The organism is Aquariibacter albus (assembly GCF_014145335.1).
Taxonomy (GTDB): Bacteria; Pseudomonadota; Gammaproteobacteria; order Burkholderiales; family Burkholderiaceae_C; genus Aquariibacter; species Aquariibacter albus.
Window position 1 is genome coordinate 438,865 of record NZ_JACIVI010000001.1, and the last position, 14,350, is coordinate 453,214.

Annotated in this window: 11 protein-coding genes; 3 read left to right on the plus strand and 8 right to left on the minus strand. The window is 70.5% G+C overall.

Going from position 1 to position 14,350, the window contains the following annotated elements; translation table 11 throughout:
• Positions 1 to 24 precede the first annotated feature (24 nt).
• Positions 25 to 1,671: an alkaline phosphatase family protein gene (locus H4F90_RS02010; RefSeq protein ID WP_182660997.1), complete on the minus strand. Its 1,647-nt coding sequence runs from the start codon at positions 1,669 to 1,671 to the stop codon at positions 25 to 27.
• A complete protein-coding gene (locus H4F90_RS02015; RefSeq protein WP_182660999.1) occupies positions 1,668 to 2,351 on the minus strand; it encodes a class I SAM-dependent methyltransferase in 684 nt (227 codons plus the stop codon). Before H4F90_RS02015 ends, H4F90_RS02010 begins: the two co-directional genes overlap by 4 nt.
• 324 nt (positions 2,352 to 2,675) lie before the next feature.
• On the opposite strand from H4F90_RS02015, the gene egtD reads away from it, so the two are divergent.
• From egtD to H4F90_RS02030, 3 genes are read left to right on the plus strand one after another with little or no spacing between them, the layout of a single operon-like run.
• Positions 2,676 to 3,656 carry an L-histidine N(alpha)-methyltransferase gene (gene egtD / locus H4F90_RS02020; protein ID WP_182661001.1) on the plus strand — a complete coding sequence of 327 codons (981 nt, stop codon included), beginning with the start codon at positions 2,676 to 2,678 and terminating at the stop codon, positions 3,654 to 3,656.
• A 49-nt stretch (positions 3,657 to 3,705) separates the two neighbouring features.
• Positions 3,706 to 5,715, plus strand: coding sequence for a DNA topoisomerase IV subunit B (locus H4F90_RS02025; RefSeq protein WP_182661003.1), 2,010 nt, complete (start codon positions 3,706 to 3,708; stop codon positions 5,713 to 5,715).
• On the plus strand, positions 5,708 to 6,748 hold the full coding sequence (locus H4F90_RS02030) for a glycosyltransferase family 4 protein (protein WP_182661005.1): 1,041 nt from the start codon (positions 5,708 to 5,710) through the stop codon (positions 6,746 to 6,748). Before H4F90_RS02025 ends, H4F90_RS02030 begins: the two co-directional genes overlap by 8 nt.
• Positions 6,749 to 6,779: 31 nt before the next feature.
• Here H4F90_RS02030 and H4F90_RS02035 read toward each other — a convergent pair whose 3' ends face one another.
• The 6 genes from H4F90_RS02035 to H4F90_RS02060 form a co-directional block, all read right to left on the minus strand.
• Positions 6,780 to 7,526: an SDR family oxidoreductase gene (locus H4F90_RS02035; RefSeq protein ID WP_182661007.1), complete on the minus strand. Its 747-nt coding sequence runs from the start codon at positions 7,524 to 7,526 to the stop codon at positions 6,780 to 6,782.
• On the minus strand, positions 7,523 to 8,833 hold the full coding sequence (locus tag H4F90_RS02040) for an FAD-binding oxidoreductase (protein ID WP_182661009.1): 1,311 nt from the start codon (positions 8,831 to 8,833) through the stop codon (positions 7,523 to 7,525). The genes H4F90_RS02035 and H4F90_RS02040 overlap by 4 nt, the downstream gene beginning before the upstream one ends.
• Positions 8,834 to 8,855: 22 nt before the next feature.
• The gene (locus tag H4F90_RS02045; RefSeq protein WP_328700799.1) at positions 8,856 to 9,842 is read right to left on the minus strand and encodes a lysylphosphatidylglycerol synthase transmembrane domain-containing protein; all 987 of its coding nucleotides are present in this window, start codon (positions 9,840 to 9,842) and stop codon (positions 8,856 to 8,858) included.
• Positions 9,843 to 10,033: 191 nt separating this feature from the next.
• Positions 10,034 to 11,647 (minus strand): hypothetical protein, encoded by a 1,614-nt coding sequence (locus H4F90_RS02050; RefSeq protein WP_182661010.1) that lies wholly within the window; start codon positions 11,645 to 11,647, stop codon positions 10,034 to 10,036.
• Positions 11,648 to 11,738: 91 nt separating this feature from the next.
• A complete protein-coding gene (locus H4F90_RS02055; protein WP_182661012.1) occupies positions 11,739 to 13,094 on the minus strand; it encodes a cytochrome P450 in 1,356 nt (451 codons plus the stop codon).
• Positions 13,095 to 13,110: 16 nt separating this feature from the next.
• Complete coding sequence (locus H4F90_RS02060; RefSeq protein ID WP_182661014.1) at positions 13,111 to 14,310, minus strand: lipase family protein; 1,200 nt, start codon at positions 14,308 to 14,310, stop codon at positions 13,111 to 13,113.
• Positions 14,311 to 14,350: the final 40 nt, after the last annotated feature.

Sequence of the window (14,350 nt, forward strand, 5' to 3'; positions counted from 1 at the left end):
GGGGCGGGGTGCGGGCTTGGCTCTTCACGGGGTTGAGGACATGGGGCCGGCCTCCGACCGGGCGGCCAGCGGGCTGTCGGCGTCGAAGATGCGCAGCAGCATGCCGGTCAGCTCGTGCATGCCGCCCAGCGCCGGGCGCTGGGGCTGCACGCCGGGCTGGAAACCCAGGGCCTCGAAACGCGCCCGGAGCGCAGGATCCGTGCCCACCACGTGCACCGGCACCTCCCAGGGCTGGTCCGGCCCGGTCACGCCGCTGGCCGGCTGGTGGTCGCCCAGCATCATCAGCAGTTCGGGCCGGCCGGCTTGGGCGCGCAGGTAGCCGGCCATCATCCGCATGTTGTAGACCATCATGCCGGTGTAGCCCGGTCGCAGGTTCAGCCAGTCGGCCTGCTCGGCCAGCGCGCGGGCCGTGGCCTCGGGCTCGAAAGGCTCCGGCCCCAGCACCCGCGACCAGTCCGGCTGGTAGGGCGGCACCGGGCTGAAGGGAATGTGGCTGGTGATCGAGGCATAGACCATGAAGCGCGGCGGCCCCTCCGCCGGCCGCGGGTGCAGCTGCTCCAGCTTGGCCAGGCTGTACTGGTCCGGGATCCACCAGTAGCCGAGCTTGGGGCCGGTGTAGGCCAGGGCGGGGCCGTCGACCAGGGTCTCGTAGCCGTAGTGACGGCTCTCCGGCCAGGCCCAGCTCAGGCCGGGGTAGACCCCGAAGCTGCGGTAGCCGTGGCGCATGAAGTGGTGGACCAGGGTCTTGCGCTCGGTCGTCAGCAGCAGGTCGTGGCGGCGCGGGTCGGCCAGGTCGATGCCCGACAGCAGGCTGAGGTGGGCCAGGTCCGAGGCGCCGCCGTAGGTCGGCGAGCGCAGGTAGGCCGAGAGGATCCAGCGGCCCGCATCCGCCGCCGCCTGGGCCAGTTCGGCCCGGGCCGGGACCAGGGCCGCGCGCATCGCCGGATCGTCGTCGACGATGGCGCCGTAGGACTCCAGGAAGAAGAGCTTGAAATCCTGGCCGCCCAGCGCATCGAGCTTGCCGTCGAAGGCCGGCGAGGGCGGCAGTTCGCGCTCCGCGCCGCCGGGCGAGGCGATGGTGAAGAGCAGCTCGGCCTGGCGCGCATAGGTCGGCAGGATGGGCTTGCTGATGTAGGGCCAGGTGAGCGGCAGTCCGGCGACATTGCCCGCCACCGAGAGCAGGCCGAAGACTGTCAGCGCCCAGGCCAGGCGCGAGTGCGCGGCCTGGGGCAGCAGCTCGCGCGCCACCCGCGTCCACAGGGCCTGCAGCCCGCGCTTGAGGCCGACCAGGCCGGCGACGATCAGCAGCAGCCCCAGCCCGCCGGCCAGCAGCGCCAGCAGCGGGTGCAGCTGCTCGGCGCTGACCCACAGGAAGCGCGGCAGGTGCTGCACGTCCCAGTAGAGGTTGATCGGCCGGCCGAACAGGCCGGGCACGGCCACGTCCAGGTAGCGCAGCAGCACCAGCAGGCTCATGAAGGTGGCCACCGCGCCGAGCAGCCGCGGGCCGGGGGCGCCGCGCCAGCGCTGCCAGGCCAGCAGGCCAGTCCACAGCAGGATGAAGGCCGGCGCGAGCCGGTGGTCCGGCAGGATGAGCGGGGTCGGCCACAGCAGGTTGAAGCTCAGCAGGGCGTTGAGCAGCAGCAGCGCCAGGCCGGCGCGCCAGGCGCTCATGCCGGGGTCCCCGGCTGGCCGGGGGCCGGGCGCACCCGGCCGCTGGCCAGGTAGCCCATGCCCCACTGGGTGTCGACGCTCTGGAAGCCGTCGAGATGCGCGGCGATGCGCCGCCACGGCGCGCGCAGCCCGCCGGGCGCACCGTTGTAGGCGCGGTTCTTCGCGTAGACCCAGGGGTTGAGCCAGGCCAGGTACCAGGGGAAGGCCTTCACCCCGGCGATCGCCACCCGCGCGCCCGGCTTGGCGCGGGCCAGCAGGGCGGCCACGGCGGCGGGCGATTGCAGGATGTCGTGGGTGTAGTGGAAGAAGAGCGCGTCGAAGCGCTCGTCCAGGGCCAGGCCCTGGGCCGCTTCCTCGACCACCTCGACATTCGACCAGCCGGCCCGCTCGACCCGCTGGCGCGCCTGGGCCAGCATGTCGGGGCTCTGGTCGAAGCCGACGACCCGGCCGCCCGCTCCCACCCCGGCACGCAGCAGCTCGAAGGACAGGCCGGTGCCGCAGCCCACGTCGAGCACCGAGTCGCCCGGCTGCAGTTGCAGCGCGGCCACGCAGCGCTCGCGGATCGGCCAGGTCGGGCCGCAGGTGCTGTCGTAGGCGGCAGCGCGCCGGCGGTAACGGGCGATCGACAGGGCGCGGATGCCGGCTTCGTCGCGGGCATCGGCCGGGGGGCTTGAGGACATGAAGGGACTCGGTGGACCGGGAATCGGGCGGGTTCGGGGCCCGGGCAGGGCGGCGGGCCGTGAGCATGCGTCGCGGCCTGTCCCCAGGGCTTACAACAGCCTGCGCATGTGCGCAGCTGCCGCCCGCCTGGATGCCGGCCGTCGCGCGGTCGGCGATGATGCCGCCCCCCGGGGCCGTCGGTCCGGGCGGGGCCGGGCGGCCGGAAACACCCGGTCACTGTAAGGACATGTCTCGGCCTGCGACCGAAAGCCGCCCGTCCGCGTAGCGGACCAGACGATGTGACCCGCACCGCCCCCGCGGCCCCAGACGCTGAATCCCTCCGCATGAACGCTCCCGATCCCCAAGCCCGCGCCGCCTTCCGCCAGCCCCAGTTCTTCCAGGCCCCGCGGGCGGTGGAGTCGGTGCGCGAGGAGGTGCAGGCCGGCCTGCTCGCCCGCCCGGCGCAGATCCCGCCGAAGTTCTTCTACGACACCCTGGGTTCGCGCCTCTTCGACGCGATCACCGCGCTCGACGAGTACTACCCGACCCGCAGCGAGGCGCAGATCCTGGCCGCCCATGGCGCCGATTTCGCCCGCGTGATCGGCCCCGCGCCGACCCTGGTCGACCTCGGTGCCGGCAGCTGCGAGAAGGCGGTCTCGCTCTTTCCCGCGCTGCAGCCCCGGCGCTATGTGGCGGTCGACATCTCGGCCGACTACCTGCGCGACATCCTGCAGACCGTGCAGCGCGCGCATCCGGCGCTGGAGGTGATCGGCGTCGGCACCGACTTCGCCAGCCGGCTGGAGCTGCCCGAGGCCGTGGGTCCCGGCCCGCGCGCCATGTTTTATCCCGGCTCCAGCATCGGCAACTTCACGCCCGAGCAGGCCCTGGGTTTCCTGCAGCGGGTGCGCGAAGCCGCCCAGGGCGGCAGTCTGCTGATCGGCGTCGACCGGGTGAAGGACGAGGGCGAACTGGTTCGCGCCTACGACGATGCCCTGGGCGTGACCGCCGCCTTCAACCTCAATGTGCTGCGCCATCTGAACCGCCGCATCGGCAGCGACTTCGTGCTGGCCGACTGGCGCCATGTGGCCCGCTTCGACGCCGGCCTGTCGCGCATCGAGATGCACCTGGAGGCCCGCCGCGCGCTGACCGTGCGCTGGCCGGGCGGCGAGCGCGCCTTCGTTGCGGGCGAGCGCATCCACACCGAGAACTCCTGCAAGTACACGCCCGAGGCCTTCGAAGCCCTGCTGCGCGCGGCCGGCTGGCAGGCCATCGAGCACTGGAGCGATCCGCAGGCGCGCTTCAGCGTCTTCGCGGCCCGGGCCTGAGCCCGGGCGGTCGCGCGCCGGCTGGGGGCCGCTTCCTACAATGCTGGCCATGTCTGCGCCGACCCCCCGTTCTGCAAGCTCCCCGTCCTCGCCCGGGGCCTATGGCGAGGCCTCGATCCGCGTCCTCAAGGGCCTGGAGCCGGTCAAGCAGCGGCCGGGCATGTACACCCGCACCGACAACCCCCTGCACATCGTGCAGGAGGTCATCGACAACGCCGCCGACGAGGCCCTGGCCGGCCACGGCAGCCGCATCGCGGTGACCCTGCATGCGGATGGCTCGGTCAGCGTCGAGGACGACGGCCGCGGCATCCCCACCGGCCTGCATCCGGAAGAGGGCGTGCCGGTGGTGGAGATCGTCTTCACCCGCCTGCATGCCGGCGGCAAGTTCGACAAGGGCGCGGGCGGCGCCTACAGCTTCAGCGGCGGCCTGCACGGCGTGGGCGTGAGCGTGACCAATGCGCTTTCGACCCGGCTCCAGGTGGCGGTGCACCGGGAGGGCAAGGTCTCGACCCTGGCCTTCGCCGGCGGCGACGTGATCGAACCGGTGCAGCAGCGCAAGCTGGTGGCCGGCGAGCGCCGCCAGGGCAGCACCGTGCGCGTCTGGCCCGACCCGAAGTATTTCGAGAGCGCCGAGCTGCCGCGCGCCGAGCTGGTCCACCTGCTGCGCAGCAAGGCCGTGCTGATGCCGGGCGTGACGGTGACGCTGACGCGCGAGAAGGCGGGCGCCGAGCCCGAGGTCCAGGCCTGGCGCTTTGACGGCGGCCTGCGCGACTACCTGGCCCAGACGCTGAATGCCGAGCCCCTGATCCCGCTCTTCGAAGGCGCCCACCACGCCGGCCGCAGCGAGACCGAGAGCTTCGCCGAAGGCGAGGGCGCCGCGTGGTGCGTGGCCTTCACCGAGGACGGCGCGGCGGTGCGCGAGAGCTACGTCAACCTCATCCCCACCGTGGCCGGCGGCACCCATGAGGCCGGGCTCAAGGACGGGCTCTTCCAGGCCCTCAAGGGCTTCATCGACCTGCACGCCCTGCTGCCCAAGGGCGTCAAGCTGATGCCCGACGATGTCTTCGGCCGCGCCAGCTTCGTGCTCAGCGCCAAGGTGCTGGACCCGCAGTTCCAGGGCCAGACCAAGGAGCGCCTGAACAGCCGCGATGCGCTGCGCCTGGTCGCCACCTTCGTCAAGCCGGCCTTCGAGCTGTGGCTGAGCCAGCACGTCGAGCACGGCCGCAAGCTGGCCGAGCTGGTGATCCGCCAGGCCCAGGCCCGGCAGCGCGCCGGGCAGAAGGTCGAGAAGCGCAAGGGCTCGGGCGTGGCCGTCCTGCCCGGCAAGCTGACCGACTGCGAGAGCCGCGACCTGAGCCTGAACGAAGTCTTCCTCGTCGAGGGCGATTCGGCCGGCGGCAGCGCCAAGATGGGCCGCGACAAGGAAACCCAGGCCATCCTGCCGCTGCGCGGCAAGGTGCTGAACGCCTGGGAGGTCGAGCGCGACCTGCTGTTCAAGAACACCGAGATCCACGACATCGCCGTCGCCCTGGGCATCGACCCGCACGGCCCGCAGGACGATCCCGACTTCAGCGGCCTGCGCTACGGCAAGGTCTGCATCCTCAGCGACGCGGACGTCGACGGCTCGCACATCCAGGTGCTGCTGCTCACGCTCTTCTTCCGCCACTTCCCCAAGCTGATCGAGCGCGGCCACCTCCACGTGGCGCGACCGCCGCTGTTCCGGGTGGACGCGCCGGCGCGCGGCAAGCGCCCGGCGGCCAAGTTCTACGCCCTGGACGAGGGCGAGCTGCAGGCCATCCTCGACAAGCTGCGCAAGGAAGGCCTGCGCGAGGGCGCCTGGTCGATCAGCCGCTTCAAGGGCCTGGGCGAGATGAACGCCGAGCAGCTCTGGGACACCACCCTCAACCCCGACACCCGCCGCCTGCTGCCGGTGGCCTGGGCCGCGCAGGGTTTTGCCGTCACCGAGCAGGCCATGCATCGCCTGATGGGCAAGGGCGAGGCGGCGGCCCGCCGCGAGCTGATGGAGTTGCGCGGCGATGCGGTTGAGCTCGATGTCTGATGGCGCGACGATTGCCCGGGCCCGGCCTGCTGTGCTTAACGTCAGCGAGCTCGATCCGGACTGGAACTGGCTGGCGCCCGACTACCTGGGGACGCCCCTGGACGCGCCCTGGGTTCACCGCTCGGTCCGCAGCCTGGGCCTGCCGGGCTGGTTGCCGCGTCGAGACAGCATCGCCCGAACAGTCCTGGCGTGGCAAGCCTGCCGCGAGGCAGCCGTTCAGGGCGGGGTGCTTGTCAGTCATGGGCCCAGGCCAGCCTTCTACAACGGCTTGCTGATGCCGAGTCTGTGCCCGCAGGCCCATCATTTCATCTACGCGTTCAATTTCACCGAACTGCCCCGTGGCGCCCAGCGTGCCTTGATGGGGCGCGTGTATCGGCGTGCTGACCGGCTGATCACCTTCTCAAGCTACGAGCTGGATCTCTACAAGGAGGTCTTCGGTTTGGCTCCGGACCGCTTGCAGATGATGCTGTGGGCTGCACCGCCTCTGCCTCGGCCAGTCGGGCCCGCCCTGGTGCAGGGTGACTACCTGTGCGCCATCGGCAGCCAAGGCCGCGACTATGCGAGTTTGGTGGAGGCCATGCGCCGGCTTCCGCACCGGCGTCTGGTGATCGTCGGCTCCTCGGCTAGCCTGGTCGGCCTCAAGGCGCCCTCCAACGTCATCGCCCGCTCCGACCTGCCGATCGAGGACGTGGCCAACATCCTGCACCATGCCAGCCTCACCGTACTGCCGCTCCAGGCACAAGAGGTGCCCTGCGGGCATGTGACTCTCGTCTCGGCCATGCATGCCGGCAAGGCCGTCGTAGCCACCGACGCTCACGGCCTCCGCGACTATCTTCAGCACGAGAAGACCGCCATCCTGTGCCGGCCCCGCCATCCGTCCGAGTTGGCCGAAGCCATCGAGAGGTTGTTGCATGATCCGGACGAGCGAGAGCGCCTGGCTCGCGCGGGTCAAGATTTCGCTCGTCGACACTGCACGGTTGATCATGTCGCAACCTGCTTCAGTCGCTTTCTGGATGAGCTACCGTCGCCCTGAGCGCTCCTTGATCCGGCTCGGGTTGTCTGGCTCAGAGCTTGAGTTTTTTGAAGATCTTTTCGGGAATGCCGGTGATGATCAGCATGATGAGCTGCCAGATCGCCGGCAGGTAAACGATGTCAGCGCGGCGGTCCACTGCGGCCACGATGCCGCGGGCTATGGCCTTGGGTTGAGCCCAAAGCGCGCCCTTCTTGGCAATGGACGCGGTCATCGGGGTATCAACGAAGCCCGGGCGGATGTCGACCACCGCGATGTCGCGCGATGCCAGCCGGTTGCGCAGGCCCTGCAGGAAGCGGCTGACCAGGCCCTTGGCCGCCCCGTAGACGTAGTTGGACTGGCGGCCGCGGTCGCCGGCCACCGAGGTGATCACCGCCAGCGCGCTGCCCGGCGCCATGCGCTGCGCGAGCAGGGTGCAGAGCGCGACCACGGCCACGCCGTTGGTGTGGAGCTGGGCCAGGGTCTCGTCCAGCGAGGCTTCGCAGGCGGCCTGGTCCGGCAGCGTGCCCTGGGCGATCAGCACCACGTCCACCCCGCCGCCGAGTGCAGCCCAGGCTTCGTCGAGCAGGGCCGGCAGCTCGGCCAGACGGTCCAGGTCGGCGCTGCGCGCGCTGATGGCGGCGGCCCCGCCCCCGGCGCGGACCTGCAGGTCCTGCTGCAGGGCTTCGAGCTTGGCCGGGCTGCGGCCGACGAGGTGCACGCGCGCGCCGCGCGCCACCCACAGGCGGGCGGCGGCCGCGGCGATGGCCGAGGTGGCACCGAAGATCAGGATGCGGTTCATGCGGGCTGCGGGAGGGAAGGGGGCTCTCCGGCGACGCGCCGCCAGAAGCCCGAGCTGAAGGCCGGGTCGACATGCGCCCGGAAGGCGTCCAGGGCCGGGTGGCCGGCGCGGAACATGTCGGCCGACATGCGCGCGTCCTTGGCCGGGTAGAGCGCGCCGCCGGCCTCGCGCACGACGGCGTCGAGCTCGGCGAAGAGGCGGTGCGAGGCCGCGCCCTGGTTGGGGAAGTCCAGCGCCAGCGTGGCCCCGGCGCGCGGGAAGGACAGCAGGCCGGCCGGCGGACGCTCGCCAAAGGTCTTGAAGACGGCGAGGAAGGAGCCGCTGCCGGCCCGGCCGATGCGGTCGAAGAGCGCGCGCGAGGCTTCCTTCATGGCCGGCCGCGGCAGCACGCACTGGTACTGGTAGAAGCCGCGGCGGCCGTAGATGCGGTTCCAGTCGGCCAGGCCGTCGAGCGGGTAGAAGTACTTCAGCGCCGGCTGCAGCGAGAAGGCCGGCCGCGGCAGGTGGTAATAAGCCAGGTTGAAGGCCGAGACCGAAAGGCCGTTGACCAGCGAGATCGGCGGCTCCAGTGGCACGCGGCGGCGGCCGGGGCCGGGCTCGGCCTGCGGTGCGTCGTGGCCGGCGAAATCGGCTGCGCTGTAAATGCCGCGGCCGCCGCGCAGGCAGTCGACCCAGGCGACGGTGTAGTCGTGGTGCGCGGCCAGGCTTTCGTCCAGGTCCCAGTAGGCGTCCAGCGAGGCGAAGCGGCGCTGCACCACGGCCATCCAGGGTCGACGGATGGGGATGAGCTGGATCTCGACCCAGGTGATCAGCCCGGTCAGGCCCAGGCCGCCGACGGTGGCCTCGAAGCGCCCGTCGGCATCGCCCGGGCGGCAGACCTGGCGGCTGCCGTCCGAGCGGAGCAGCTCGAAGGCCCGCACATGGTGGCCGAAGCTGCCCGCCCGCGCGTGGTTCTTGCCGTGCACATCATTGGCCACGCAGCCGCCCAGGCTGACGTAGCGGCTGCCCGGCGTGACTGCGACGAACCAGCCGGCGGGCATGACCAGGGCCAGCACCTCGTCGAGGCTGACGCCGGCCTCGGCCCGCAACACGCCCTGGGCGCGGTCGAAGTGGATGAAGCGGTCCAGGCCGCGGGTCATCAGCAGCTCGCCGCCCGGGTTGAGCGCGACATCGCCGTAGCTGCGGCCCAGGCCGTGGGCGATGCGCGGGCCGGCCTCGGCGGGCAGGGCGGCGTGTCGGTCGCCCCAGGGCCGCTGGCGCGCCTCGCCGATTCCGGGCAGCCGGCCCCAGGCCTTGGCGTACTTCATCGCTCGGGCTTCCCGTGCCGGCTCAGGGCTGGGGACCGAGGGCCGTCGCCGGCCGGGCGCGGCTGACCACCGCAAGCGCCCAGGCGCCCAGGGCCACCGCAAACCACAGCGTGGTCAGGCGGATCAGCAGGGTGGCGGCCACGGCCGAGGCCTCGGTCTGGCCGGCACCGATCAGCAGGCCGACCATGGTCGCCTCGGCCGAGCCCAGGCCGCCGGGCAGGAAGCTGATCGCGCCGACCAGCATCGACAGGGCGTAGACGAAGAAGGCCCAGATGGCTTGCAGCGAGAGCCCCATGCCTTCGAGCATGAGGTGGAAGGCCCAGGCCTCGGCGCCCCAGGCCAGCACGCTGACCGCGGTGGTCGCGAGCAGGATGCCGGGGCGGTGGCAGCTTGCGGCGGAGAACATCAGCTCGCACAGCCGCGCGCCGAGTGCGCCCAGCTTGCCGCCCGAAGCCTGCAGCCGGGCATGCAGCGGGCGCAGTCGCTCGGACAGGGCCAGGGTCAGCAGCAGCAAGACGATGAGCAGCAGTACGCCGCCCACCACTGGCCGGCTACTGGGGTGGCTGGTCGCGCCCAGGCAAGCAAGCAGCACGACGGCGATCAGGTCCGACAGACGTTCGCTGAACAGCGCAGCCAGGCTGGCGTGGTAGCCCACGCCATGGGCCTTCAAGAAGATGCTGCGGATGGCTTCACCAGCCTTCCCGGGGGTGGTCGTAAGGGCAAAGCCCGCCACGTAAATCAGCGCACCCGGCGCGGCTGGCACGCGATGGCCGAGGCGCGCGAGCAATATCTGCCAGCGCAGGAAACGTAGACCATAGTTCACACCCGACAGGATTAGCATCAATCCGATGCCGGCGAGTCCGAGTTCAAAGATCAGTGCTGTGACCTCACGCCAGCCGGCCCATACCGAGAAACCTGCGTAGCCTAGTACCGACAATACGATGGATAGCACCAGTGCCCGGCGTGCGCCATGGCTCGGGAGGGCACTCAGCACGGTGTCCTCCAGCACAGCAGGAGCGTTGCTCGGAGTGGCTTCTGCAGATATCGGGCATTTTGCCGGTGGTAGCTCATGCCGCCATTTACCTTTTGGTTCATGGTTCTTCCGCTCGCATCAATCGACGGTCTGCGCTCTCGGACGGGACCGCTCACGAACGAGTTCCTCATCCCGACTGGCCATACTTGCGATGGTGCCTGACCCGCTCAGTGGGCATCGATGTTGGCTGGGGGTTGCCGGCGTGTGAGCACCCCGAGGTTGAGAGACGTGTCTCGAACGGCCACATCAAACGCGGCTTTGAAGGTCGGGGCTCCAGGTTTTGTTGCCCAATCGGTTATGGCCACCCAGTCGATGATGTGTTGGATGGGCGAGTCCATGATGTACGCATCACGAACGTCGCCGGTTCGCAGGATCACCTTCAGGGCCTCGGGGTTGACCTTGCCATCCAAGTTAATCGTTCGGTCGTGAAAATAACCAAGCGTGCCAGTCTGCACAGCGCCTACCCAGACTTCTGGCGCAACATGCTCAGTGACCCATTCCGCCACCTGACGATGCATGTGCTGTTCGCCGTGATTCCAGTGCAGCCGCGCGTTATTCACCGACACCGCGCAAAGCACCACCAAGCCCGCCACGCCCAGCGGTCTCAAGCCTTGCCATCGAGTCTGCACTCGGTCGGCGAGCGCACCAGTGAGCAGCACGAGCATGGGCCACAGGAGCACGCTCAGCACTGACAGATAGCGTGGGATGAAGTGGGCTGCACCAAAAAAAAGACCGTAGTAACCCACCAGCCCACCCAAGAACAGGGTGCTTGCCACCACCATCCGACGGACACCTACTCCGCGACCGCGAGACCAGTATCCAAATCCCAGCAACAGCACGATCACAAGGAAGGGCCCCGCCACAAGCACCGGACCACTGCGCTCCACCGCTCCCGGGATCGGCAGCAGGACAAGCATGGCCTCCAGCAGGTTGGCGGGTACGACCGTCATGTTCTGCCCAAGCACGCTGTCGTGCGATTGGGCGCTACCACTGATGGGCACGATCGAGCCAAACAGGAGTTTGTTGTGAACTAGCCAAGGGGAGGCGGTTGCGAGCGAGGTAAGACCGGCAATCGTGGCATCCCGTAGGCGACGCAGAATACCTCCCCCAGCTTCTCCCCCGATCCATACGTGCGCCGCCAGAAGGCCACCGATGAAGAAGACGGCATCGTTACGGGCCAGAAAGACCATGCCCAATGCGACTCCCAGCCTCATGCTCTCGCTCGTCGTGGCGGGGCGCAGAGCCTGGGCCGTCAGTTGACGCAGATAAACCAGCCAAGCGGCCAGTACGGCGAGATGATAGAGACCCGTCTCCAGTCCGTTGCCGCTGTGAGCGATAAGCACATAGCCGCACAGCCACAAGCCAGCCCCCAGAGCCCCCAAGCTCCGCGCCTGGGGCGGATCTCCGGCAAGTTGACGAATGAAGTGAGCCATGGCCCAAGCAGCGAGTAGGGCCTGGGCTGTCGACAACACAGCTACGGCGGCAATCGCGAGCAGTTTGTTACCGTTGACCAAGCCATGCAGCGCGGCGAAAACAAACGTGGCCAAAGGCTGTACGCCATTCGTTGGCATTGTTCCGTCAGCGGTGGAAAGCCCCAAGCCCAGCGCGAAATTCCGCGCAACCGTCTGCATCAGATAACCGTCTTCCGAAAGAAACTGCCAATAGACACGATTGGGCCAATCAGCCAGTGGAAAAAGACGAGTCAATCCCCCGACAATGAAAAGCAAAACAGCTGCGCCGCTCAGAACGCGGGATGTCGCTGGGGGGGAGGCTGAATTCATGGTGTGTCAAAAGGCGCGAGGCGGTCGCTGGAAGCTTGAAGACTGTATCGCAAGCCTTGTGCCGGGTTGGTGACGTTGTTCCACCGCAGACTCAGCGCCGCAGCAGCCGCAGCTTCACCCCGTTGGCCGAGCGCAGCGTGAGCCGCGCCGTCGGCTGCGGGGTGTGGCCGGGCAGGGGCTGCAGACGGTAGCGCTGCACGAGCCGGGCCAAGATCAGCACGCTTTCCTGGGTGGCGAAGGCGGCGCCTGGACAGGCGCGCGGGCCGAGTCCGAAGGGCAGGTAGGCCCCCCGGGGGGCGCTCGCGGCCTGCGGACCGAAGCGATCCGGGTCGAAGGTGTCGGGCTGCGGCCAGTGCGCGTGGTGGCGGTGGACGATCCACGGCGAGACCACGACCATGTCGCCCGCCTGCACCGCCTTGCCCCGCAGGCAGTCGGCGCCCGCAGCCTCGCGCAGGTAGAAGGCAATCGGCGGATAGAGCCGCAGGGTTTCGCGGAAGACCGCCTGCACCTGTTCGAGCTGCCGTGTGTCGCCGAAGGCTGGCGGCCGGTCGGTCCAGAGCTGCTGCACGCTTGCATGCACCGCGTCCTGCAGGGCCGGCTGGCAGGCCAGCAGGTAGAGCGCCCAGGCCAGGGTCGAGGCTGAGGTCTCATGACCGGCCAGGAAGAGGGTGCCGACCTGGTCGACGACTTCCTCGACGCCCAGGCGGCTGCCGTCCAGCGGATCCTCGGCCCGGAAGAGGGCGGCCAGCATGTCGTCCGGCCCGCCCGCTTCGCCGCGCTGCAGGGCCTGGTGGCGGGCGTGGATCGGGCCGGCGAAGGTCGCCCGGATCGCCGCGCCCTGCTGCCGGCAGCGCCTGCGGTGCAGCCAGGTCGGCAGCCGCAGCGCGCTCAGGCCCATCACCCGCTGGGCGTCGGCCTGGTAGCGGCGGAAGGCGTCGTGGACCCGCTGCGCGGCCTCGGCCGACAGCGGCTGCGACAGCAGGGTGCGGAAGATGATGTCGGCGGTCACATGGCTCATGGCCGCATCGGCGTCCCAGGTCTGCCGGCCGTCGGCCAGCGCGTCGGTCCGTGCCAGCAGGGCGTCGATGCTGTCGAGCATGCGCGGGAAGGCCAGCCGCAGGCCGGCCAGCGCAAAGGCCTGGTCGACCAGGCGGCGCTGCCTGGCCCAGGCGGCGCCGGTCGCGTTGAACAGGCTGATGCCGATCAGCGGCTGCAGGATGTCGGCCAGGTAGGGATGCTTGGGGAAGGCCTCGGCCCGCTCGACCAGCAGCTCGCGCACGGTCTCGGGCGCATTGACCAGGTGCAGGCGCTGGCCGGCCAGCCGCGCGCTGCCCATCTGCACCCGGTAGGCGCGGGGCGGCAGCAGGTTCAGCATCGAGCGGCCGTCGCGCCGGAACAGGCCACCGAGCAGCGCGGCCAGGCTGCGCGGGCCGGGGCGGGGCGGCATGAAGCCCATCGTCGCCTCAGGCCGGACGGACGTTGCGGGCCAGCAGCTGCTCGAGCCGCTGCGGGCCGGCACTGAGCTGGAAGTAGTCGTGCTCCACCGGGCGCTCGCTGGCCATCAGGTACTGGAAGTGGATGCGGAAGATGTCACGGCGCAGCCGGGCGTAGCGCTCGGGCGCGAGCATGCGGTCGAAGCGGGCGGACTTGAGGCGCAGGTTCGGCGGGGCGGGCGGCAGGCCGCAGGCGGCCAGCGGGTCGACCAGCGCGTAGCACAGCGGGTCGCCCGGGGCCGAGAGGTCCAGCCAGCTCATGCCCGAAGCAGCCACCTGGGCGAGTTGCTCGCGGTACCAGCCGGCCTGCGGGATCAGGCCGAGGAAGGGATGCACCGGCCCGAGCGTCAGCAGCTTGACCTGCGGAGCGGGCCCTGACGTCCGGCCGGCCAGCCAGCGTGCCGCCACCGAGACCGCCGCCAGCGCGCCCGCGCTGTGGCCGACCAGCAGCACCTCGTCGGCGGGGGCTTCGCCCGCCACGGGCTGCTGGAGGTCCTGCTCGATGCGCGCGGCGAAGGCGTCGAGCCGCTGCTCCAGCGCCGGGATGCGGCGCCCTGACCAGTCCCAGAGGAAGCGCCAGGCCCGCATCAGCCAGAACACCCGCCCGCGCTCGCCCAGGTGCAGCAGCCCGGCGAGCACGGCGAGGCCCAGCAAAACGGACAGGATCAGGCCCAGGCCGGGCGGTCCCCAGCCGGCCGGCCAGGCCAGCCCCAGGGCCACGGCAGCCAGGCCGCCCAGCAGCAGGGCCGCCAGGCTGTGCAGCAGGGGCAGCAGGATCATCCAGAAGAAGGGCGCGGCCAGACGCCGGGTGCGGCCCAGCGCGCCGCAGGCGGCGAAGCGCAGGTAGAAGGCCGGCATCGATGCCAGCACCGGGCCCAGGCGCTCGGGCCAGTAGGCGCGCAGCAGGTCGTTCCAGGCCATGAAGCGGTAGTGCGTGCGGGTGGCCTGGCCCCCGTGCAGGGCCTCGATCTGCCAGTCCGTCAGGGCCTCGCCGGCCACTTCGGCCGGACCGACCGCGTAGCGACGGTCTCCGCAAGCCTGCTGCCGAGCCGCTTCGTCGCGGTAGAGCGCGTGGTAGCTGCGCGCGCCGCGGGTGTCGAAGCCCGCGAAGTAGTAGACCCGGCGGCGGCGCACGGGCGGGGCGGGGCAGGGCGGGGCGTCGGAGGGCATCGGGGCGGGGCGGGGGCCGCGGGCATGGTAAGGCGCAGCC